The sequence below is a fragment of the Ramlibacter tataouinensis genome (assembly GCF_001580455.1).
In the GTDB taxonomy this organism is placed as follows: domain Bacteria; phylum Pseudomonadota; class Gammaproteobacteria; order Burkholderiales; family Burkholderiaceae_C; genus Ramlibacter; species Ramlibacter tataouinensis_B.
In genome coordinates this window covers 4,889,313-4,910,061 of sequence record NZ_CP010951.1, presented here as the reverse complement: position 1 = coordinate 4,910,061, position 20,749 = coordinate 4,889,313, and the positions used below count along the sequence as shown (strand labels likewise).

20 protein-coding genes are annotated in these 20,749 nt (G+C 68.5%); 6 read left to right on the top strand and 14 right to left on the bottom strand.

The features are described from left to right. Positions 1 to 12 precede the first annotated feature (12 nt). Positions 13 to 330: a cold-shock protein gene (locus tag UC35_RS24440; RefSeq protein WP_061503596.1), complete on the bottom strand. Its 318-nt coding sequence runs from the start codon at positions 328 to 330 to the stop codon at positions 13 to 15. A 249-nt stretch (positions 331 to 579) separates the two neighbouring features. Here UC35_RS24440 and clpS point away from each other — a divergent pair, with 249 nt between their 5' ends. The 3 genes from clpS to UC35_RS22845 all read left to right on the top strand — a co-directional run bounded on the left by clpS (position 580) and on the right by UC35_RS22845 (position 4,233). Then, positions 580 to 948, top strand: coding sequence for an ATP-dependent Clp protease adapter ClpS (gene clpS / locus UC35_RS22855; RefSeq protein WP_061503595.1), 369 nt, complete (start codon positions 580 to 582; stop codon positions 946 to 948). Positions 949 to 1,005: 57 nt separating this feature from the next. Further along, on the top strand, positions 1,006 to 3,324 hold the full coding sequence (gene clpA, locus UC35_RS22850; protein ID WP_061503594.1) for an ATP-dependent Clp protease ATP-binding subunit ClpA: 2,319 nt from the start codon (positions 1,006 to 1,008) through the stop codon (positions 3,322 to 3,324). A 171-nt stretch (positions 3,325 to 3,495) separates the two neighbouring features. Then, positions 3,496 to 4,233 (top strand): META domain-containing protein, encoded by a 738-nt coding sequence (locus UC35_RS22845; protein WP_082793461.1) that lies wholly within the window; start codon positions 3,496 to 3,498, stop codon positions 4,231 to 4,233. Here the strand turns inward: UC35_RS22845 and UC35_RS22840 are convergent. Genes UC35_RS22840 through UC35_RS22830 form a run of 3 tightly spaced genes read right to left on the bottom strand, consistent with a single transcriptional unit; the run spans position 4,230 to position 6,977 of the window. Next, positions 4,230 to 4,688, bottom strand: a complete 459-nt coding sequence (locus UC35_RS22840; RefSeq protein WP_061503592.1) for an EVE domain-containing protein — start codon at positions 4,686 to 4,688, stop codon at positions 4,230 to 4,232. The two genes, UC35_RS22845 and UC35_RS22840, sit on opposite strands and share 4 nt — an antisense overlap. Positions 4,689 to 4,695: 7 nt before the next feature. Then, positions 4,696 to 5,967, bottom strand: coding sequence for a phosphopyruvate hydratase (gene eno / locus UC35_RS22835; protein WP_061503591.1), 1,272 nt, complete (start codon positions 5,965 to 5,967; stop codon positions 4,696 to 4,698). Next, positions 5,964 to 6,977: a phosphotransferase gene (locus UC35_RS22830; protein ID WP_227820416.1), complete on the bottom strand. Its 1,014-nt coding sequence runs from the start codon at positions 6,975 to 6,977 to the stop codon at positions 5,964 to 5,966. The genes eno and UC35_RS22830 overlap by 4 nt, the downstream gene beginning before the upstream one ends. A 33-nt stretch (positions 6,978 to 7,010) precedes the next feature. On the opposite strand from UC35_RS22830, the gene UC35_RS22825 reads away from it, so the two are divergent. Continuing rightward, positions 7,011 to 7,958, top strand: coding sequence for a ketopantoate reductase family protein (locus tag UC35_RS22825; protein ID WP_061503590.1), 948 nt, complete (start codon positions 7,011 to 7,013; stop codon positions 7,956 to 7,958). 210 nt (positions 7,959 to 8,168) lie between these two features. Beyond that, entirely contained in the window at positions 8,169 to 9,005 is an 837-nt protein-coding gene (locus tag UC35_RS24040; RefSeq protein ID WP_061503589.1) for a hypothetical protein, read from the top strand. 115 nt (positions 9,006 to 9,120) lie between these two features. Here UC35_RS24040 and UC35_RS22815 read toward each other — a convergent pair whose 3' ends face one another. After that, a complete protein-coding gene (locus UC35_RS22815; RefSeq protein ID WP_227820415.1) occupies positions 9,121 to 9,705 on the bottom strand; it encodes a DUF1326 domain-containing protein in 585 nt (194 codons plus the stop codon). Positions 9,706 to 9,923: 218 nt separating this feature from the next. On the opposite strand from UC35_RS22815, the gene UC35_RS22810 reads away from it, so the two are divergent. Continuing rightward, a complete protein-coding gene (locus UC35_RS22810; protein ID WP_061503587.1) occupies positions 9,924 to 10,679 on the top strand; it encodes a DUF2182 domain-containing protein in 756 nt (251 codons plus the stop codon). A 15-nt stretch (positions 10,680 to 10,694) separates the two neighbouring features. Here the strand turns inward: UC35_RS22810 and UC35_RS22805 are convergent, their stop codons facing one another. From UC35_RS22805 to UC35_RS22765, 9 genes are all read right to left on the bottom strand, one after another. Beyond that, positions 10,695 to 11,093, bottom strand: a complete 399-nt coding sequence (locus UC35_RS22805) for an FKBP-type peptidyl-prolyl cis-trans isomerase (RefSeq protein WP_061503586.1) — start codon at positions 11,091 to 11,093, stop codon at positions 10,695 to 10,697. Between the two features lie 80 nt (positions 11,094 to 11,173). Further along, positions 11,174 to 12,028 (bottom strand): class I SAM-dependent methyltransferase, encoded by an 855-nt coding sequence (locus UC35_RS22800; protein ID WP_321572385.1) that lies wholly within the window; start codon positions 12,026 to 12,028, stop codon positions 11,174 to 11,176. 51 nt (positions 12,029 to 12,079) lie between these two features. Beyond that, positions 12,080 to 12,757, bottom strand: coding sequence for a hypothetical protein (locus tag UC35_RS22795; protein ID WP_061503584.1), 678 nt, complete (start codon positions 12,755 to 12,757; stop codon positions 12,080 to 12,082). 33 nt (positions 12,758 to 12,790) lie between these two features. Further along, positions 12,791 to 14,041 carry an amidohydrolase family protein gene (locus UC35_RS22790; RefSeq protein WP_061503583.1) on the bottom strand — a complete coding sequence of 417 codons (1,251 nt, stop codon included), beginning with the start codon at positions 14,039 to 14,041 and terminating at the stop codon, positions 12,791 to 12,793. Between the two features lie 284 nt (positions 14,042 to 14,325). Then, entirely contained in the window at positions 14,326 to 15,270 is a 945-nt protein-coding gene (gene mtnN, locus UC35_RS22785; protein ID WP_082793457.1) for a 5'-methylthioadenosine/S-adenosylhomocysteine nucleosidase, read from the bottom strand. A gap of 69 nt (positions 15,271 to 15,339) precedes the next feature. After that, the gene (locus UC35_RS22780) at positions 15,340 to 17,427 is read right to left on the bottom strand and encodes a C1 family peptidase (RefSeq protein ID WP_061503582.1); all 2,088 of its coding nucleotides are present in this window, start codon (positions 17,425 to 17,427) and stop codon (positions 15,340 to 15,342) included. 101 nt (positions 17,428 to 17,528) lie between these two features. Continuing rightward, on the bottom strand, positions 17,529 to 18,161 hold the full coding sequence (gene upp / locus UC35_RS22775) for a uracil phosphoribosyltransferase (protein ID WP_061503581.1): 633 nt from the start codon (positions 18,159 to 18,161) through the stop codon (positions 17,529 to 17,531). A 34-nt stretch (positions 18,162 to 18,195) separates the two neighbouring features. Further along, positions 18,196 to 19,464, bottom strand: coding sequence for a URC4/urg3 family protein (locus UC35_RS22770; protein ID WP_061503580.1), 1,269 nt, complete (start codon positions 19,462 to 19,464; stop codon positions 18,196 to 18,198). A 19-nt stretch (positions 19,465 to 19,483) separates the two neighbouring features. Continuing rightward, complete coding sequence (locus tag UC35_RS22765; protein WP_061503579.1) at positions 19,484 to 20,743, bottom strand: GTP cyclohydrolase II; 1,260 nt, start codon at positions 20,741 to 20,743, stop codon at positions 19,484 to 19,486. Between the last annotated feature and the right edge of the window lie 6 nt (positions 20,744 to 20,749).

The window sequence follows — 20,749 nt, the reverse complement described above, 5'->3', positions numbered from 1 at the left end:
CTTGCAAGCTGCCTACTTGCTCATCAGGTCGCCATGCCCGGAGGCATGGAACTGCGGCGCGCGCACCTTGCTGTGGCGCGGCTGGCGGTCGCCGGAGGGCTGGGTGGTGATGGGGGCGATGCCGCCGGGTTCGGTCTGGATGTTCTGCGCAAGCTGGCCCTTGGGTCCCTGCGTGATCTCGAAGGTGACGCGCGAGCCCTGCTTGAGGGTCTTGAAGCCCTCCATGGCAATGGCGGAAAAATGCGCGAACACGTCTCCGCCGCCTCCATCGGGTTCGATGAAGCCGAAGCCTTTCGCGTCGTTGAACCATTTCACCGTGCCAGTCGCCATTTCTTTTTCCTCTTTGCGGACTCCAAGTGCGTGCGAAGTTTCACGCTTGTGCCCTCTGCTGTCAATATTTTCACATACTAAAGTTTTCCGTGGGCTGGGCAGGGGGATGGGGCTCTTCCGCGGCTGCGGACGGCTGAAAATTGCGCGTCCGAGGGGCGCTGGATGGTGCAGGGTCGGCGCGCCGGTTGAATGTGGTCGAGGCGCCACCAAATCACATGCTTGCTGCGGTGCGAAGTGCCGCTGGCTAGAATGAATTTCATGGCAACGAAACCACCCGTACCGGCGCCGACCGCGCCGGTTGTACGGCCGAAGGAGGATGACGGCGGCTCGGTTGTGCTCGAGCGGCGGACCCAGAAAACCAAGCCTCCCCAGATGTACCAGGTCGTCATGCTCAACGACGACTACACCCCCATGGAATTCGTGGTGGTGGTGATCCAGGAATTCTTCAACAAGGACAGGGAGACGGCGACCCAGATCATGCTCAAGATCCACCTGGACGGCAAAGGCGTCTGCGGGGTGTATTCGAGGGATGTGGCCACGACCAAGGTCGAGCAGGTGCAGGAGGCGGCCCGCCAGGCAGGGCATCCCCTGCAATGCATGTGTGAACCGGTTGAATAAGCGGCAGTCGAACCGATCTACAGTATTAGTGAAGCTAGCAAGGCAGAAGGAAATCTCATGATTGCCCAGGAATTGGAAGTCAGCCTCCATATGGCGTTCGTGGAGGCACGGCAGCAGCGCCACGAGTTCATCACCGTGGAACACCTGCTGCTCGCCCTGCTGGACAATCCCAGCGCGGCGGAAGTGCTGCGCGCATGCTCAGCCAATATCGACGACCTGCGCAAGTCGCTGTCCAACTTCATCAAGGACAACACCCCGCAGGTGGCGGGCACGGATGACGTCGACACCCAGCCGACGCTGGGCTTCCAGCGCGTGATCCAGCGCGCCATCATGCACGTGCAGTCCACCGGCAACGGCAAGAAAGAAGTCACCGGCGCCAACGTGCTGGTCGCCATCTTCGGCGAGAAGGACTCGCACGCGGTCTACTACCTGCACCAGCAGGGCGTCACGCGGCTGGACGTGGTGAACTTCATCGCCCACGGCATCAAGAAGAGCGACCCGCCCGAGCCCTCCAAGAGCGGCGAATCGTCCTCGGCCGAGGGCGAAGAGGGCGGCGAGAAGAGCGAGAAGGCCTCGCCGCTGGAGCAGTTCACCCAGAACCTGAACCAGGCCGCCAAGGACGGCAAGATCGATCCGCTGATCGGCCGCGAGTACGAGGTCGAGCGCGTGATCCAGATCCTGTGCCGCCGGCGCAAGAACAACCCGCTGCTGGTGGGCGAAGCCGGCGTCGGCAAGACGGCGATCGCCGAAGGCCTGGCCTGGCGCATCGTGCAGAAGGACGTGCCCGAGATCCTGGCCGAGTCCAATGTGTACTCGCTGGACATGGGCGCGCTGCTGGCAGGCACCAAGTACCGCGGCGACTTCGAGCAGCGCCTGAAGGGCGTGCTCAAGTCCCTCAAGGACAAGCCCAACGCGATCCTGTTCATCGATGAGATCCACACGCTGATCGGCGCGGGCGCCGCCTCGGGCGGCACGCTGGACGCGTCCAACCTGCTCAAGCCGGCGCTTTCCAGCGGCGCGCTGAAGTGCATCGGCGCGACCACCTTCACCGAGTACCGCGGCATCTTCGAGAAGGACGCCGCGCTGTCCCGGCGCTTCCAGAAGGTGGACGTGGTCGAACCGAGCGTGCAGGAGACCATCGAGATCCTCAAGGGGCTGAAGTCCCGCTTCGAGGAGCACCACAGCGTGAAGTACGCGGCCAACGCGCTGCAGGCGGCCGCGGAACTGTCGGCCAAGTACATCAACGACCGGCACCTGCCGGACAAGGCGATCGACGTGATCGACGAGGCCGGCGCGGCGCAGCGCATCCTGCCGGTGGGCAAGCGCAAGAAGACCATCTCCAAGACCGAGGTCGAGGAGATCGTGGCCAAGATCGCGCGCATCCCACCCGCCAACGTGTCCAACGACGACCGCGGCAAGCTGCAGAACCTGGAACGTGACCTCAAGTCCGTGGTGTTCGGCCAGGACAAGGCGCTGGAGGTGCTGGCCAGCTCGGTGAAGATGGCCCGCTCGGGCCTGGGCAAGGGCGACAAGCCGATCGGCTCCTTCCTGTTCTCCGGCCCCACGGGCGTCGGCAAGACCGAAGCGGCCAAGCAGCTGGCCTACATCATGGGCATCGAGCTGATCCGCTTCGACATGTCCGAGTACATGGAGCGGCACGCGGTCTCGCGCCTGATCGGCGCGCCTCCCGGCTACGTCGGTTTCGACCAGGGCGGCCTGCTGACCGAGGCGATCACCAAGAAGCCGCACGCGGTGCTGCTGCTCGACGAGATCGAGAAGGCGCACCCGGACATCTTCAACGTGCTGCTGCAGGTGATGGACCACGGCACGCTGACGGACAACAACGGCCGCAAGGCGGACTTCCGCAACGTCATCATCATCATGACGACCAATGCGGGCGCCGAGTCGCTGAACAAGGCGGTGATCGGCTTCACCAATGCGCGTGAGGCCGGCGACGAGATGGCGGACATCAAGCGCCTGTTCACGCCCGAGTTCCGCAACCGCCTGGACGCGATCGTCAGCTTCAAGGCGCTGGACGAGCAGGTCATCCTGCGCGTGGTCGACAAGTTCCTGCTGGTGCTGGAGCAGCAGCTGTCTGAGAAGAAGGTGGAAGTCACCTTCACCGACAAGCTGCGCAAGCACCTGGCCAAGAAGGGCTTCGATCCGCTGATGGGCGCACGCCCCATGCAGCGCCTGATCCAGGACACGATCCGCCGCGCCCTGGCCGACGAATTGCTGTTCGGCCGTCTGACCGAAGGCGGAAGGCTCACGGTGGACCTGGACGACAAGGAAGAAGTCGTCCTCGACATTCAACCGCTGTCCAAGAAGGAAGGCCGGGCCCGGCCCGAGCCGGAGGAACTGTCCGAAGGGCAGTAGGCCTCGGCCCAACGAAAGAGCCGCCCTCGGGCGGCTTTTTCATTTCACGGCCAAGGCCTGCGTGCGCGTCACTTCCGGCAAGTCGCGTCCGGCGGCTGATGCGAGCAAGCGCTCGAAGTCGCCGAGGCAGTTGGCCGGGCTATATTGCGCACATCGATCCACCGTCGGGCCATGTTCCGCAGCCGTTTGCTTCTCCTCGTTTCAGCTGTCCTGGCGGCCCTGGCCGGCTGCACGACTTCTGCGCCCACTTCAGGTACCCAGACCTTGCCGCTGGAGGGGACCTACTGGAAGCTCGCATCGCTGCGAAACCAGATGGTGTTGCCGGCGGGCACGCCGCGCGAACCGCACATTCTGTTCGAGGCGACGGACCAGCGTTTCGCCGGCTTCGGGGGCTGCAACAGCCTGTTCGGCAGCTACGCGCGGGAAGGCGCACAACTGCGCTTGGGCCCGGTGGCGGCGACGCGGATGGCCTGCGCCTCGGGCATGGAACTGGAAAAGGCGTTCGCGACGGCACTGCACGTGGCAGCGTCCTGGCGCATCGAGGGGGACCGGCTGCTGCTGCTCGATCAAGGCAAGGGCGTGGTCGCCGAGTTCGTGTCCGGCTCACAGCTCTATGCCTGTGACGGCGGCAAGAACCTGCTCGTCCACTACGAAGGCACCGATCCCCGCCAGCAGCAGGCCTGGCTTTCCTATGAAGGCAGGAACTACCGCCTCCAGGTGAAGCCAGTGGCGGCAGGCGCGCGCTATGTCGCGGACCCGGGCCGGGCCGCCGGCACCAGGCTGGAATGGTGGCCCCAGGGCCAGGCAGGCACGCTTCGAGAGGGCCAGTCGGGGAAGCCGGACAGTTCCGACGACCTCAGGACGCTGGCCAGCTGCGTCCGGAAATACTACCCCTGGCGGACCATTTAGGCTGTCCCTTTGGTGAGCGCGTCCCAGTGCTCCTTGTCCACCGGCGTGATCGACAGCCGGTTGCCCTTGCGCAGCACCCGCATCTCGGCGAGTTCGGGGCGCTGCCGCATCTCGGCGAGCGTGATGTTCGGAATCTTCCGGGTCACCTGCACGTCCACCAGCATCCAGCGCGGGTGGTCCCTCTTCGACGCCGCGTCGTAGTAGCGCGACTTCGGGTCGAACTGGGTCGGGTCGGGGTAGGACTCCGAGACCACGCGCGCGATGCCGACGATGCCCGGCTCGGCGCAGCTCGAGTGGTAGAACAGCACGCCGTCGCCGATCTTCATCTCGTTGCGCATGAAGTTGCGCGCCTGGAAGTTGCGAACGCCGGTCCAGGCGACGGTCGAGTTGGGCGCCGCGAGCGCGTCATCCACCGACACGTCGTCGGGCTCGGACTTCATCAGCCAGTAGTTCATGAAACCATCATCCCATACGGGCCAGCGCCCGTGGTCCCGCGAACGGCAGACCTTCCCGCTGCTCGATGCGGATCCCTTCGTTCCACTTGGCCATGCGCTCGGAGCGCGCGAAGGAGCCGACCTTGAGCTGCCCCGCGTTCCAGCCGGTGGCCAGGTGAACGATGGCCACGTCCTCGGTCTCGCCGGAGCGCGCCGACACGATGGTGGCGTAGCCCGCGTCCCGCGCGGCTTGCAGCGCGGCCCGGGTTTCCGTCACCGTGCCGGCCTGGTTGGGCTTGATGAGCACGGCATTGCAGGCGCCGGCCGAGGCTGCGTGCCGGACGCGGTCGGCGCTGGTCACCAGGTAGTCGTCGCCCACCACCTGCACGCGATGGCCGACGGCGCGGGTGAAGGCGGCCAGCCCCTGTTCGTCGTCCTCGGCCAGCGGGTCCTCGATGGAGACGATGGGATAGCGCTCCGTCCATCGCACCAGCCGCTCGCACAGGGCGTCCGAATCCAGCTCGCGGTTCTCCAGCGCCAGCCGGTAGCGGCCGCCGCGGCCGAACTCCGAGGCCGCGATGTCCAGCGCGATGGACACCTCGCTGCCCGGCACCAGGCCGGCCTTCTCGATCGCGCCGACCAGGGTGTCCAGGGCCTCCTCGTTGCGCGAGAAGGCCGGCCACCAGCCGCCCTCGTCGGCGACCCCGGCCAACGGCCCGCGCGCCGCCATGAGCTCGCCGGCGCAGCGGTACACCTCGGCCGTCATTTCGAGCGCGCGCTCGAATGACGCCGCGCCGTTGGCAATGACCATGAAGTCCTGCACGTCCACGCGGCGGCCGGCATGCGCGCCGCCGCCGAAAATCTGGATCTGCGGCAAGGGGAGCGCGACCGCGCGATCCGGCGCGAGATAGCGCCACAAGGGCAGGCCCGCGCTCGCGGCGGCCGCGTGCAGCACCGCCAGCGACGTGGCGATCAGCGCGTTGCCGCCCAGCCGTGCCTTGTTCGGCGTGCCGTCCAGCGCGATGAGCGCGGCGTCGATGCCGGCCTGGTCCTCCACCTCGCGGCCGATCAGCACAGGGGCGATCTCGCGCGCGATCCCCTCGACCGTGCGGCGCACGTCCAGGCCCTTGAACCGGTCGCCGCCGTCGCGCAGCTCGACCGCTTCACGCGTGCCGCGCGAAGCACCGGCGGGGGCCAGGCCCAGGCCACGGGTGCCGTCCTCGTTCACCACTTCCACTTCGACCGTGGGCCGTCCGCGCGAATCCCAGATGCGCCTGGCCAGTACTTGCCTGATTCTCATGACTTGAATTCCCGGGCCCAGCAGGCGGCGATCGCCTCCAGCGACAGCCCTTCCTGTTTCAGCAATTGGATCGCGAGGCCGCGCACCGCCTGGCGCGCCGGCTCGCTGAGGTATTCGACCGGCGACTTGCCGTCCACCCGCGCCAGCGTGAGCCCCGGCAGCAGGGACGCCACGCGCCCGGCCAGCGCTTCCTGCGCTTCCCAGCGGGCCTGCGCAAAGTACGCGCCCTGCATCGCGTCGAAGCAGGCCAGCAGCGGCTGGGCCAGCGCGGGCAGGTGCGCCGCCTTCAGCAGGAAATGGTTGAGGCAGAACGCGACATCGAAGGCCGGGTCGCCGAACCAGGCGCATTCGGCATCGAGCAGCACCGGACCGCGCGGCCCGGCCAGGATGTTCTTCGGGCTCACGTCGCCGTGCACCAGCACCCGCCGCGTGTTGGCGGTCCGCTCGACCAGCGGCAGCAGCCGCCCGGCCAGCGCGGGATGCACCCGGGCTGCCTCGACGAGGTAAGGATCCAGCCGAAGGGCCATGAAATGCTCGTCGTTGGCGAACTGTTTCGCCAGCTGCGCATCATGCGCCGTGGCCGCGTGGATGCGACCGAGCAGTTCGCCGACCTGCCGCGCCACGGCGGGATCGATGCGGCCGGCCAGCAGCTCCGACTTCCAGTTGCGGAACTGCGGGCCGAGGAACTCCATCACGAAGCTCTTGCTCGCCTCGTCCTCGCCGAGCACGCGCGGCACATGCCCAGGGACGATCCGCAGCGCCGTGCGCAGGTAGCCGATCTCACCGAACACGCGTTCCACCGGCACCAGCCATTCCTTGGTGACCTTCAGCCGGGGCAAGGCCTGCTTGACGCAATAGCTGCCCGAGCGCAGGTCCACGCGATAGATGCCGGACGAGACGCCGCCCGCCAGCGCGCTGGCGACCACGGGTTCGTCGGGCTGCGCCAGACCCAGCGAAAGAAAGATGCGGCGCATCGCTGCCGGGTCCTGCGACAAATCCACGTGGGCCATGCGCGGCATTATGGCGGCCTAGAATTCGCCGCCATGAGCAACACCTCCACACCCCTTCGCGTTGCCGTCATGGGCGCGGGCGCCGTCGGCTGCTATTTCGGCGGCATGCTCGCGCGTGCCGGGCACCAGGTGACGCTGATCGCGCGGCCCCAGCATGTGGAGGCCATCGCGCGCGAGGGGCTCCGCATGGAAACGCGCAGCTTCGATGAGCGGGTGAAGCTGCGCGCCAGCAGCGATCCGGCTGCGGTGAGCGGGGCCGGCCTGGTGCTGTTCTGCGTGAAGTCGGGCGACACCGAAGCGGCCGGCCGCCAGGTGCAGCCGCATCTGGCGGACGAGGCCGTGGTGTTGTGCCTGCAGAACGGCGTCGACAATGCGGAGCGCCTGCGCACGGTGCTGGCGCGGCCCGAAGTGGCGGCGGCGGTGGTCTACGTGGGCACGGAAATGGCCGGGGCAGGACACGTCAAGCATCACGGCCGGGGCGAACTGGTGATCGACCCGCTTCGCCGGCTGCCGGAGCTGGCCGGGACGCTGGCCGCCGCGGGTGTGCCGACCGAGGTCTCCGACAACGTGCGCGGCGCGCTCTGGCTCAAGCTGATTCTGAACTGCGCCTACAACGCGGTGTCCGCGATCTCGCAGCTGCCCTACGGCCAGACGGTGGCAGGCTCGGGCATTCCGCAGGTCATGCGCGACGTGGTGGGCGAGTGCCTGGCCGTGGCGAAGGCCGAGGGCGTGACCGTCCCGGGCGACGTCGAGTCGGCGGTGCGGCGCATCGTGGAGACCATGCCCGGGCAGTATTCCTCGACCGCCCAGGACCTGGCGCGCGGCAAGCCGAGCGAAATCGACTACCTCAACGGACACATCGTCCGGCGCGGCGAGCTGCTCGGCGTTGCCACGCCGGCGAACCGCGTGCTGTGGTCACTGGTGAAACTGCTGGAGTCCAAGCAGGTCACGCAGGTCACGGACGCGGCAGCCGCACGCTGAGTCTGTATTTCCGTACGTGTTGATTCGGCGCGCGCCGTCGCGGCGCAAGCGCGGCGCTGACTCCCCAACGGGGGCAACGCGCACACCATGGTCGCCTCTGCGCAACTTCCGCAAGGGGAACCCACATGAGCACCCTTCGACAGAGACTGAGCCTCACGGCGCTGGTGGCAGCCCTGACCGTTGCATTCGGAACGGCCACCTGGCCTCCTGATGTCTTCGCCAAAGGTGGCGGGGGTGGAGGCGGAGGTGGCGGAGGCGGAGGCGGAGGCGGAGGCGGAGGCGGCGGAGGCGGCGGAGGGGGCGGCGGCGGTGGTGGCTCTGGGGGCGGTGGCTCTGGAGGCGGTGGCTCTGGGGGTGGTGGCTCTGGAGGCGGTGGCTCTGGAGGCGGTGGCTCTGGAGGTGGTGGCTCTGGAGGTGGTGGCTCTGGAGGTGGTGGCTCTGGAGGTGGTGGTGCCGGAGGTGGTGGTGCCGGAGCAGGTGGTGCCGGAGCAGGTGGCGCCGGCGCAGGTGGCGCTGGCGCGGGTGGCGCTGGCGCGGGTGGCGCTGGCGCGGGTGGCGCTGGCGCGGGTGGCGCTGGCGCAGGTGGCGCTGGCGCAGGTGGCGCTGGCGCAGGTGGTGCCGGTGCGGCCGGCGGCGCCGCAGCCGGTGGCACGGCAGCAGGTACATCGGCAGGCGGGGCATCGGCCGGAAGTGCCGGGACAGCTGCAGCCGCGGCCGCAGGTCCCTCGTCCGGTGCCGGGGCGCCGGGGGCTTCCGCCAGCGTGGGAGGCACGAGTTCGACAGGACCGTCAAGTGCCGCGGCGGCCACGGCAGCCGACGGTGGAGGCTCGGCAGGCGGGCCGGTCGACGCCGGCGTCAGCTCGCGTCGCTGGGCGCCCGATTGGTATAGCGGCTACGCACCGGCTACCCGGGCCAAGGCCGCCACACCGGGCGCGACGCCTGCGCGCGTGGCGACGGTGCCGCCCCCGCGCTATTCGCAGCCCGAGACGGCCTCGCGCGCCGTGGTTGCCAAGCCTGCGCCCGCGGCGGCGAAGCCTTCGGCCGTGAACCAGTCGGTGCTGGTGGGCAAGCCCTTGCCGCCCGCAGGGACCGACACCGCGACCATGGGCGCGCCGCCGGGGGCGGTCCAAGCCCAATAGTTGCGCCGGGCACTCGACCGCGGTCAGCCGGACCAGGCAAACGGTGCGAAGTGGCCGTTGCGGGTGCCCGTGCTGTCGTCCCACTTGATGCCGAAGGCGTCCATCTTGCTGCGCGTGGCCTTGGCCAGCGCCAGGCGGGAGTTGAGCGGGTGGGACACGTTGTCGATCGCCATCAGCTCGGGCGGCGTCGAGAGGTTCAGCAAGCCTTCGCAGGCTTCGTCGAGCAGTTCCCCGGCGCTGGCCGACCAGGTCACGCCGTCGTTGTCGATGCGGACTTCACGCCGCTCCACGCCCGCCATCTTGCCCACCAGGGGCGCCAGCATCGCCATCGGCCCGCCGGCAGCGCCGCTGGCGATCGCACCGATGGCCTCGACCTGCGTATCCGAGGCGGCCGAATCGACGATCAGTCCCACCGTCATGTTGCCCGCGCCCATGGGCCCCTGCGATTGCAGCATCACGATGAAGTTGATGCCGTCCAGGGAAACGCCGTCCTTGCTTCCCTTGTCGATGCGCAACGCCAGCGCGGCCTTGCAGTCGCCTTCGGTCGGCCGGCCTGCCAGGTTGGTGAAGATGCACGGGCACAGCAAGGTGCAGTTGCATGTCTCCATATACTGACCGGAAATCTGCCAGGCCATGGTCGCAGCTCCTGAACGAAGTGGATGGCTTTCAGCTTAGGTGGCGGCACCACGGGGCGTTAGCGACGCCGGGCAAGACTTTGTAACTCGCTTGACAAGCCCATCAAAGGCAAGGATGGTACGAGCGGGCAGGTCAGCAGCATGGAGGTGCGATGCGACGGTGGGGTCGGTCAGCTTCGGGGATTCCGGGCATGTTGTCGGCGCTGGTGGTCCAGCACCCCACGCGCACGGCCCTGATCCTGGCCATCAGCCTGGCGGCCTGGACCTTCACCGCCTGGATGGCGCTCGACATGGGCCATCCGCTCGCGCAATTGATGATGCCGCCGACCGCCGGCTGGGACGCGGCCAACAGCTTCGCGATCTTCCTCATGTGGGCGGTCATGATGGCGGCGATGATGCTGCCCGCCGCGCTGCCGGTGGTCCTGACCTTCGCCCACCTGAGCCTTCGACAGGGTGAACGTGCCCGGGGGCGGGTGTTCGTGGCCGCCTACCTGCTGGTGTGGCTGGCCTTCAGTGCCGCGGCAACCGCCCTGCAATGGGCTCTGCAGGCCATGCACTGGATCAACCCCATGATCGTCAGCACATCCGTGTGGCTCACGGGGTCCTTGCTGCTGATCGCCGGGCTCTACCAGTTCTCGCCGCTCAAGAAGCACTGCCTGGCCCGCTGCCGCTCACCGCTGGGATTCCTGATGGGCGAGTGGCGAAGCGGCACGGGCGGCGCTTTCCGCATGGGCCTGCATCATGGCCTGCTCTGCGCCGGTTGCTGCTGGGCCCTGATGGTGCTGCTGTTCGTCGGTGGCGCGATGAACCTCGCTTGGGTGGTCGCCCTGGCCATCGTGGTGGCCATCGAGAAGATGGCGCCCTACGGCGAGCGGGTCGCCTTCATGCTGGGGCTGCTGATGATCGCGGCCGGCCTGTGGAACCTGGCGGCCCTGCTGGCTTCGTGACGCGCTGCCGCGCGCTCAGCGCAGGATATCGAGCAGTTCCACTTCGAAGACCAGCGTGGCATTGGGCGGGATCACCCCGCCGGCGCCGCGCTCGCCATAGGCGAGGCCCGGCGGGCAGGTCAGGCGCGCCTGGCCGCCCGGCTTCATCAGTTGCACGCCCTCGGTCCAGCACTTGATCACGCGGTTGAGTGCAAACTCGGCCGGCCGGCCGCGCTGGTAGGAACTGTCGAATTCCTTGCCGTCCGGCAGGGTGCCGCGGTAGTGCACGCGCACGACGTCGCTCGCCACGGGGGAAGCGCCAGAGCCGTCCTTGAGGGACTCATAGACCAGGCCGCTGGCGGTGGTGACCGGCTTGGCGGCGGCACAGGCTCCTGCAAAAAGGCAGGCGGCGGCGAGGATCGACAGTTTGCGCATCGGGGCTCCTTGGTTTGGGGCCCTGCATGGTAGCCGGGCGCGGCCGGTGTGCATCCGCCGCCCCGCAAAGGGGGAGAGCTTCAGCGGACGTTCGCCGTCACCCGCAGGAAGGTCGCCGGGATCTCGGTGCGCCCCGGATCGGCGCTGCGGTTCTGGCTGGCGAACAGTTCTTCCAGTTCCTTGCGCAACTCGTCTTCGCGGCCGTTCTTCGCGGCCGCGTCGAAGGCATTCATCGTGGGCCCGTAGAAGCGGCGGAAGTTGTCCACGAATTCGACGGGCGTGCCCGCGAAGCGGAAGGTGTAGGTGTCGCGCACGAAGACGACGTCTTCCTGGTCGACGCCGGCCTGGCCAAAACGGTCGAGCACCTGGGCCTCCACGCCCCAGGTCATGGGGCTGATGAAGCCTTCGGGGGGCGGCGGCGAATAGGCGGCGCTGATGCGCAGGATCTGCGCGACCAGCGTGGGGTCGTTGGGGATCCAGTTGCCCATCACGATGCGGCCGCCCGGCTTGGTCACGCGCACCATTTCCTTGGCCACGTCCACCGGCTTGGGCGCGAACATCGCGCCGAAGATGGTGACGAGGCGATCGAAGCTGTCGTTCTCCAGGTTTTCCAGATTGCTGGCATCGCCTTCTTCGAAGCGGAGGTTGCCCAGGCCGGCTTCGGCGGCGCGGCGATTGCCCGCGGCGACCAGGTTGGCCGCGATGTCCACCCCGAGCACGTCAGCCCCGAGTTGCGCCGCGGGCAGGGCGGTGGTGCCGTCTCCGCAGCCAAGGTCCAGCACCTTCATCCCGGGTGTGACGCCCAGTTCCTTCACCAGGGACTCACCGCTTTCGCGCATCGCCGCGGCAATCCGCGTGAAGTCGCCCTTTTCCCAAAGTGCTTTGTTGGGGTTCATCGCCGCTCCCGGTCTCCGATTGAAGAATCCGCGCGAAATCTACGCTTTTCGAGAGGACTGCGCCAGTAGCAATTTGTGGATGAGCTGCGCTCAGGCCGCTTGCGCGAGGCCGGCCGTCGCTCGGTCCGCGCAGCGCGAGTCGACCCAATAGGCCCATGCCACCAGCAGCCATTGCGCCTGTCCGACCCAGGCGATGGCGGTGACGCCCGGAGGAGGCGGGCCGAACAGGTTGCCCATGTGAACGAGCGCGAGACAGGCCACCAGCCCGGCCAGTCCGAGGCGGCCGGTCCTGTCCATGGTCGGCGTCGCCTTGACATAGAGCCACACCCCGATGGCAAAGAGCGGGACTTCCACCGCCAGCGTCGCCGCCCTGGATTGCCAAAGGCCCAGGCCGATCAGCGTGCTGCCGCCAGGCACGAGCGGCAGGTCGGGGATGTGCACGAGGGCGTCCAACAGCCAATGGCTCAGGACCAGCAGGCCGACCACGACCGCCAGGCGGAACTGACGGCGCGCCAGGAAATGCAGCGCCGCGACGACGACGGCCCAGGCCGCGGCCCCGGCGAGGCTGTGCGAGATGGGGTAGTGCTCGAACAGCAGCGGGGTGACCGCCGTCGCGCCCGGTGCGATGCGCACCGTCTCCAGTCCCAGCAGCAGGAGCGTGGGCCAGAGCAAATCCAGGAACTGCGCGGCGAGAAAGGCCGTGCCGAGCGACAGGCGCGGCGCCACGCGCTTGGCCGCGAAGCCCAGGCCGAAATGACCAATGAACATCCGAGTCTCCTCCAGTAGTGCGTGCGCCGGCCGTCAGGCGCGGAATTCGACCTGGCGATGGAACGCCGTCTCGGGCATCTCGCCGAGCAGGCTTCCTTGCCGCCACACCTTCAACCGCCTCGCGCGCAGCCGGATCGCTTCCACCGCATCGCGTGCCTGCAGCAGCACGAAACTGGCGTCGCAGCCGGGCGCCAGGCCGTAGCCGGGCAGCTGCATGATTTTCGCGGCGTTGCCGGTCACGGCCTCGAAGCAGGCGCGCATGCCGGCCTGGCTGGTCATCTGGGCGACGTGCAGGCCCATGTGCGCGACGTCCAGCATGTCGCCGCTGCCCATGGCGTACCAAGGATCCATCACGCAGTCGTGGCCGAAGGCGACCGTGACGCCGGCCTGCATCAATTCGGGCACGCGCGTCATCCCGCGCCGCTTCGGATAGCTGTCGTGGCGGCCTTGCAGCGTGATGTTGATCAGCGGGTTGGCGATGACGGCGACCCCGCTCTCGGCGACCAGCGCCAGCAGCTTGCTCGCGTAGGCGTTGTCCATGCTGTGCATGGAGGTGCAATGGCTGCCCGTCACCCGGCCCTGCAAGCCCAGGCGCTGCGTCTCGAAGGCCAGCGTCTCGATGTGGCGCGACAGGGGGTCGTCGGTTTCGTCGCAGTGCATGTCCACCGGCTTGCCGCGTCGCGCAGCGAGCTCGCACAGCAGCCGGACGCTGGCCGCGCCTTCGCCCATGGTGCGCTCGAAATGCGGGATGCCGCCGACGACGTCCACGCCCATGTCGAGCGCCCGCTCGATGTTGGCGAGCCCGCCGGGCGAGCGCAGCACGCCGTCCTGCGGGAAGGCGACCAGTTGCAGGTCGATGCAGCCGGCCACCCGGCGCTTGACTTCCAGCAGCGCTTCCACTGCCAGCAGGCGAGGGTCGCTGGTGTCCACATGGCTGCGGATGGCCAGCAGCCCCTGCGCCACGGCCCATTCGCAATAGGTGAGGGCGCGCCCGATGATGTCGTCCTGGGCCAGCGTGGGCTTGAGTTCGCCCCACAGCGCGATGCCTTCCAGCAGCGTCCCGCTTTCATTGACGCGCGGGCGGCCATAGGTGAGCGCCGAGTCCATGTGGAAATGCGCGTCGCAAAAAGGCGGCGACAGCAGCATGCCCCGGGCTTCCACGGTTTCCCGGGCGGGCGCCGACAGTCCTTCGCGTACTTCGACGATCTTGCCGCCCTGCACGGCCACCGACATGTCGGTGCGGCCGTCCGGCAGCGAGGCTTGGGTGATGAGCAGGTCGAGCATGGTGGTGGCGGTGGGATGGCTGCGGACGGCAACGCCGCATCACAAACACTCAGGGCTATTACATCGCAAGGCGAATAAGGCTGGGCAGTCTTTCCGCAATCATCAGGGTGTCCAGTCCCAGGAGCAAGGCCATGAAGTTTGCGCGTCGATCCGGGGTCCTGCGCGTTGTGTCCGCGTGCATTGGCGCGTTTCTTCTTGCCTGGGGTCTCGCCGCCTGCGGCGGCGGGGGTGGCTCGCCCGGAGACGGCGACGAGCAGATCGGCGTCGCGGCGCCGGTCCCGCCCTCACCGCCATCCAGCCGGTGAACCGTCCCGCGCGGGCAACAGCCAGGCGCTGAGGAAGGCGAGCAGCACGCGCGCGGAGTTGTCGGCCGCGATCTTGAAGAAGGTGCCGATCTCGTTCTCGCCCTCGCCGCCGCCGGCCAGGTCGCTGAGGGAGCGAAAGGCGATGAAGGGCACGCCGTTGGCGTAGGCCACGTGCGCGGTGGCCGCGGTTTCCATGTCGAGCACATTCGCGGCAAAAGTTCGGAAGGTGTAGTCACGCAAGCCCGCGTTGTCCACGAAGGCCTGGCCCGACACGCCGTTGCCGCCGATCACCACGCGCGGCTCGTGACTGAGGCATCGCTGCTCTGTGTCGCAGCGTTCCAGCTTCACGCCGGCGGAGCGGCGCGCGATTTCCATCAGGGCTGGATCCACCTCGAACCACAGCTTCTTCTCGCCGCCGGGATGGGCCTTCGACACCACGCCCACCGACCGAGGGTGCCACATGCCGAAGTTCGGCAGCTTCGCGTCGTCCATCCAGGACGGCACCTGGTACTGCCCGGGCGCCTTCTCGCGCGCCGCGAGCACCTCCAGGTACTGCGCCCAGCGTTGCGCAACCACGACATCGCCCACTTTCAGCGCCGGGTTCACGCCGCCGGCGATGCCGCTGAAGACCACGTGGCTGACCTTGAAGCGGTCCAGCGCCAACTGCGTGTTCATGGCGGCATTGGTCATGCTGATGCCGCTCAGGAAAAGCACGACCGGCTTGCCCTGCAGCGTGCCGGTGGTGAACTCCACGCCGTTGATCGTTTGCTTGCGCGGCTGCTCGACCTTGGTCTGCAGCAGTGCGAGTTCGGCAGGGAAAGCCGAGATGACCGCCACGCGCGGCGTGTCGCCGCTGTCAAGGCTGGCACAGCCGGCCGTGATGACGTTCAGAAATACCGCAAGGCAAACAATCCATCCGCGCACGCCGACCTCCTCAGCTTTGTCCTGGAGGCAAGTCTAGCGATACGCCGGCCGGCGCATTTCCGCGGGCCGCTAGTAGTCCAGGTCTTCCACCGGCAGCGGCAGCGCCGCATCCGGCATCTGGCCCAGGATCCGGTTCAGGGTGCGGGTGATGGTGCGCACGTCGTTGTCGAAGCCGCCGTGCGTGGCGGCCCGCTTCTTGCCCTGGGCATCCACCTGCACCCATTCGGAGATTTCGACCGGGGGCAGGCCGTCGGCCTGCAGCGGCAGGCTTTGCGTCCAGGCACGCCAGGTCTGCACGTCCGGCCAGTAGCGATCCACCCAGAGGTCGTCGTCCGGGTCGTCGGCGTCCAGGTCCAGGCAGCGCTCCAGGCCGGCCAGCGGCGTCTTGCGAACGTCCTCGAAGCCGCGCGCCACGAGGTACAGCAGCGACTTGCCATAGATCAGGTCAGAGCCCACGCAGTCGTCACGTTCGACCTTGTCCGAAAGGATGTGCAGCCATGTGCTGTCCGCGGGGGCATGGGGAACGATCTTCTGGAGCGCGAAGTCCAGCGGGCAGGCGGGCGCGTAGAGCGTCAGCGAATCGGGCCGCACGCCCCGGTCCTGCAAGTGCCCCAGCACGAACGAGCCGGCCGAGTGGCCCACCAGGTGCACTTCGACTGCCGGGACGGCGGCCTTGAGGTCGGCCAGCGCCCCGGCCAGCAGTGCGATGCCGCGTCCGGCCTCGGCGCCCAGCTGCGCGTTGCTCTTCATCTGGCGCCAGGCCCAGCGCAGCGGGCCATGGGCAATCGCCTCCACGAAGCGGTCTCGCGCATCGGTCACCATGCCGCTGGCCAGCCGCGCCTCTTCGGGCTGGGCAAACTGGTCTTCCCAGGTCTGCTTGAACGTTTCCACGAAGCCGGTCTTCCACACCATGAAGATGGGGTAGATGCCGTTGCCGAGGAAGTAGGGTCCCAGGATGCGCGCGCGCTCGATCGCGTCTTCCTCCGGGTTGAGGCCGCCGTGGGCGTAGATGGCCAGGCGCAAGGGCTGGCCCGTGTCCCTGGCCCACTGCATGGCGCGCTCGACGACGACTTCGCGTACATGGTCCTCGGCGCTGGCGCGGTCGGGCCGGGCCGTGTCGACCGCGCCGTCATTGCCGGCCACGATGCTGTGCAGGTAGGCCTGTTCGGTGGGCCAGGGCTGGGCCGCCGGGTTGGTGGGGGCCACCCGCGGCTGCGAGTCGCCCATCACCATCGAGTAACTGGCGGCGCGGCGGGTGCGCGAAGCCTGGGCGCGCGTTGCGCCGTTGCGCCGCTGCGGCACGCCCAGCGTGGAAACCCAGGCGTCGTCGCCGTTGGCCACCCAGTCGTCGTAGGACATCACCGCGAAGCCGTGCAGACCCCACTCGGGGCCCCAGGAGTTCTGAACGATGAAGCCGTCCTCGTTGTAGCCGACGAGCGCGAAGGCGTGGCCGCCGTCGATCTCGGTCGCGTCGTCGTAGGCGATGCGCGGGATGTGCGCATGGCCCAGCTTGCGCGGCGGCGCGCCGTTGCCGGCCAGGTCCCATCCGCCGTGCACGCTCGCCGAAACAAACACCGCGCCCACGTCGCGGATCGCGGTCTGCATGTCGGTCACCGATCGGCGGTCGATGCGGTAGTACACCCCCAGCGGCCGCGCGGTGGCCTCCACGGCCCAGGTCTCGTCGGGGCGGTAGGTGCTCTGTGGCTTCTTCTTGTTCTCGCGGTAGATCGACTGCAGCCACAGCGGCGCTTCGCAGGCGCCGTGCTTGTGCCAGCCCTTCATGGCGCCGCGGCAGCTCGAACCGTCGTAGTCCTGGCCGGGCCACTCATCGTAGAAGCGGGCCAGGTCGTACAGCATGTGCGGGCTGACGGACCGGAAGCCTTCCGTGCTGCCCGATGCCAGCGCCCGCGACCACAGCAGGTAGTTGATGACCGCCGCCAGGCCGTAGCCGGTGCAGGCGCCTTCCTTGCCCTGGTTCAGCACCAGCCCCTGTTCGAGGTAGCCGGGGATGAAGCGCCGCATGTCCTCGTCGCTGGGGAACTGGGGCGGCAGGGCCAGCGTGGGCGGCTGGTACATCCGGTCCCTCAGGTCCAGCCGGTCCGGCCGCACGTCCAGGACGACGGACTTGTTTCCTACGGTCAGCTGGCGTACAGGCATGGCTCGCTCCTCGGGCAAACGCTCGAGGCGAGCCTATCGGCGGCATCGCGACGCCGCATCATTCAACTGGTGGAGATTGCCAGCCCAGCCGGCCGTGCCGCCTACTTCGTGCCGAAGATGCGGTCGCCGGCGTCGCCCAGGCCCGGGAGGATGTAGCCGTGCTCGTTCAGTTGCCGGTCGATCGCGGCGGTGTAGATCGGCACATCCGGGTGGGCGGTGTGCATCGCGCGGATGCCCTCGGGGCAGGTGAGCAGGCACACGAACTTGATCGACTTCGGGGCCAGTTCCTTGATGCGCTCGACGGCGGCGATGGCGGAATTGCCGGTGGCCAGCATCGGGTCCACGATGACGACGTCGCGGTCATGCATGCTGTGCGGCATCTTGAAGTAGTACTCCACCGCCGTCAGCGTCTTGGGATCCCGGTACAGCCCGATGTGGCCCACGCGTGCGCCCGGCACCACGCTCAGCATGCCGTCCAGGATGCCGCCGCCGGCGCGCAGGATGGAGACGAACACCAGCTTCTTGCCGTCGATCACCTTGGCCTTGGTGGTCTCCAGCGGCGTCTCGACCTCCACCTCCTGCATCGGCATGTCGCGCGTGACCTCGTAGGCCATGAGCGTGGACAGCTCGTTCAGCAGGCGGCGGAAGCTGTTGGTGGACGCCTCCTTGTTGCGCATGAGCGTGAGCTTGTGCTGGACGAGCGGATGGTCGATGAGGTGGACGTTGCTGGTCATGGTTGCATTTTGCATCCGCGCTGCTGGGGAAAGTTCAGAAGACGGTGCCGTCGCTGGCCACCCGCAGCGGGGGCAGCCCGCCACGGTGCTTTTGCGCGAGTTCGCGTCCGGCGGCCCAGGTCCCGCCTTCGAGCACGCGGGCCAGCGGCAGGCGGACGGCGTCCACCTTCAGCTGCCGGCGCACGGCAGCGGCGACCTCGTCGAGCAGCGCCACCGTGAGCGCGCGCCATTCCACGATGATCTCGTCGCCCGGGCGCCAGAGCTCGCGCGCCGCCTGTTCGTCGCGCAGCCGCAGCAGCCCGGTGTCGATCAGCAGCCCGCCGTTGCGGTATTCCGGCAGGCCGGTCAGCTTGTCGACCTCGCGCACCTTCACGCCGCTCCACTCGAAAGGCTCCAGCAGCGAATACGCCATCCACTGCGACAGCTTGTGCAGGGGCATCCAGCCGTCGGTGAGGCCCTCGCCGCGCACGGCCGGGTGGCGCCAGCAGTCGCCGAGCGGGAACGCGCCGATCGCGTTGTCCGCCGGCCAGATGCCCGACAGGGACGACAGCAGCTGGGACAGGATGTCGTGCGCGGCGACGTCCGCGGTGTGCGGGACGTCGGGCCCGAGCGGGGAGATCAGCATGTCGAACATGCCGGCGGGACGGGCGTCCTCGCCGAAGACCTCGGGCTGCTCGGCGATGACTTCGCCCAGGCGGTGCAGCAGGAGGGCGCGCTCCTGCAGGCCGACCAGGGGGTTGGTCGGCGTGACCTGGAAGGCGGCGGCCAGATGGTCGGGGATGAGCGCGCGCAGGCCGGTCGAATCGGCCTGCAGCGGATGGTTGCGGTCGGAGGAGAACAGCCCGCCCACGAAGGCGTGGTAGCTGGCCACGGCCAGCCCTTCGGAGCGCGTGAACGTCTGGCCGCTCGCGGCTTCGGTGTACTTCCAGTCGGGACCGGCGCCGCCGTCGAGCAGCACGCTGACCACCGTCAGGTCGATCAGGCTGTGCGCCCGGGCCGCCAGCGGCACCGCGCCCAGCCAGCGCTCGAGCTCGGCGCGGCGATGCACGCCCCCGGCCTCGAAGTGGCGCCAGCGGCTGTGAAGGGGGACGTGCAGCCCCGGAAAGCGGTGCATCGCGGCGATCACCACCTCGGCCGCGGTCGCATCCATCAGGCCGTCGTCGACCGTGAACCAGGGCGAGTCGCCGTGGCGCGCCCGCCGCAGCAGCTGGCCCGCGCGCTCGCGGATCGCCACCGTGGTGCGCAGGGTGGAGGCGGCGGCTTCGGCCGCGCCATGCTCGAACTCCGGTTCTGTGCTGTCCATGGAGCGCCCTTTATTGGCGTTATGGGTCGGCCTGCAGCCCCCGTCCCTTCGCTTTGCCGAGTTCCTCCGCATCCGGCGCCTGGCCGGGCGTGAAGTAGCCGGCGGCGATCTTGGCGTCGATCTCCACCTGCGCGTCGGGCGGAATCAGTCCATCCGGGATGTTGACGCGCTCGCCGATCTCGATGCCCGATTTCAGGATGGCGTCGAACTTCATGTTGCTCATCGAGACCAGCCGGTGGATCTTGCGGATGCCCAGCCAGTGCAGCACGTCGGGCATCAGCTCCTGGAAGCGCATGTCCTGCACACCGGCCACGCATTCGGTGCGGGCGAAGTACTGGCTGGCGGTGTCGCCGCCGGCATGGCGCTTGCGCGCGTTGTAGACCAGGAACTTGGTCACCTCGCCCAGGGCGCGCCCCTCCTTGCGCGAGTACGCGATCAGGCCCACGCCGCCGCGCTGCGCGCCGCGGATGCATTCCTCGATGGCGTGGGTGAGGTAAGGCCGGCAGGTGCAGATGTCCGAGCCGAACACGTCCGAGCCGTTGCACTCGTCGTGCACCCGGGCGGTGAGCTCGACGTTCGGGTCCGCCAGGTCGCGTGCGCGGCCGAAGATGTAGATCGTCTGGCCGCCGATGGGCGGCAGGAACACCTCGAGGTCGCTGCGCGTGACCAGTTCCGGGTACATGCCGCCGGTCTCCTCGAACAGCACGCGCCGCAGATCGGTCTCGGCGCAGCCGAAGCGGCGGGCCAGCCCGGGCAGCCACCACACCGGCTCGATCGCCGCCTTGGTGACCACCGCCGCGCCCTGCGCGGTGAGGAACTTGTGGTCTGCGGTCAGGCGTCCCGTGTGCAGCGCCTCGATCACCTCGGGCAGGATCACATGCGCCTTGGTCACCGCGATGGTCGGGCGGATGTCGTAGCCGGCGGCCAGCTGCTCGGCGAACACCTCCGAGACGGTGGCGCCCCAGGGGTCCATGCTGACGATGCGGCCGGGCTCGCTCCACTGCGGGTAGGGCCCGATCGCATCGGTCGGGGCGGTATTGGTCAGGTCGGCCTTGTGGCTGCGCGACAGCGCGCCGGCTGCCACGGCGAGCGCCCGGTAGACGCTGTAGGAGCCGCTATGGGTGCCGATCACGTTGCGGTGGGCGCGCTGGGTGGTGGTTCCCACGACGGGGCCGCGTTCCTGCGGCGTCGGCGCGGCCCAATGGATGGGCAGGGCGCCGTGACCGCCGGAGTGCGAGGTCAGTCGGATGTGACGCGGCCCGGGCGTTGCAACGGACATGTCATG

Bases quoted from the DNA above. Each gene is read 5' to 3' on its own strand.
- UC35_RS24440 (WP_061503596.1), bottom strand. From the start codon at position 330: ATGGCGACTGGCACGGTGAAATGGTTCAACGACGCGAAAGGCTTCGGC.
- clpS (WP_061503595.1), top strand. From the start codon at position 580: ATGAATTTCATGGCAACGAAACCACCCGTACCGGCGCCGACCGCGCCG.
- clpA (WP_061503594.1), top strand. From the start codon at position 1,006: ATGATTGCCCAGGAATTGGAAGTCAGCCTCCATATGGCGTTCGTGGAG.
- UC35_RS22845 (WP_082793461.1), top strand. From the start codon at position 3,496: ATGTTCCGCAGCCGTTTGCTTCTCCTCGTTTCAGCTGTCCTGGCGGCC.
- UC35_RS22840 (WP_061503592.1), bottom strand. From the start codon at position 4,688: ATGAACTACTGGCTGATGAAGTCCGAGCCCGACGACGTGTCGGTGGAT.
- eno (WP_061503591.1), bottom strand. From the start codon at position 5,967: ATGAGAATCAGGCAAGTACTGGCCAGGCGCATCTGGGATTCGCGCGGA.
- UC35_RS22830 (WP_227820416.1), bottom strand. From the start codon at position 6,977: ATGGCCCACGTGGATTTGTCGCAGGACCCGGCAGCGATGCGCCGCATC.
- UC35_RS22825 (WP_061503590.1), top strand. From the start codon at position 7,011: ATGAGCAACACCTCCACACCCCTTCGCGTTGCCGTCATGGGCGCGGGC.
- UC35_RS24040 (WP_061503589.1), top strand. From the start codon at position 8,169: ATGTCTTCGCCAAAGGTGGCGGGGGTGGAGGCGGAGGTGGCGGAGGCG.
- UC35_RS22815 (WP_227820415.1), bottom strand. From the start codon at position 9,705: ATGGAGACATGCAACTGCACCTTGCTGTGCCCGTGCATCTTCACCAAC.
- UC35_RS22810 (WP_061503587.1), top strand. From the start codon at position 9,924: ATGTTGTCGGCGCTGGTGGTCCAGCACCCCACGCGCACGGCCCTGATC.
- UC35_RS22805 (WP_061503586.1), bottom strand. From the start codon at position 11,093: ATGCGCAAACTGTCGATCCTCGCCGCCGCCTGCCTTTTTGCAGGAGCC.
- UC35_RS22795 (WP_061503584.1), bottom strand. From the start codon at position 12,757: ATGTTCATTGGTCATTTCGGCCTGGGCTTCGCGGCCAAGCGCGTGGCG.
- UC35_RS22790 (WP_061503583.1), bottom strand. From the start codon at position 14,041: ATGCTCGACCTGCTCATCACCCAAGCCTCGCTGCCGGACGGCCGCACC.
- UC35_RS22780 (WP_061503582.1), bottom strand. From the start codon at position 17,427: ATGCCTGTACGCCAGCTGACCGTAGGAAACAAGTCCGTCGTCCTGGAC.
- upp (WP_061503581.1), bottom strand. From the start codon at position 18,161: ATGACCAGCAACGTCCACCTCATCGACCATCCGCTCGTCCAGCACAAG.
- UC35_RS22770 (WP_061503580.1), bottom strand. From the start codon at position 19,464: ATGGACAGCACAGAACCGGAGTTCGAGCATGGCGCGGCCGAAGCCGCC.
- UC35_RS22765 (WP_061503579.1), bottom strand. From the start codon at position 20,743: ATGTCCGTTGCAACGCCCGGGCCGCGTCACATCCGACTGACCTCGCAC.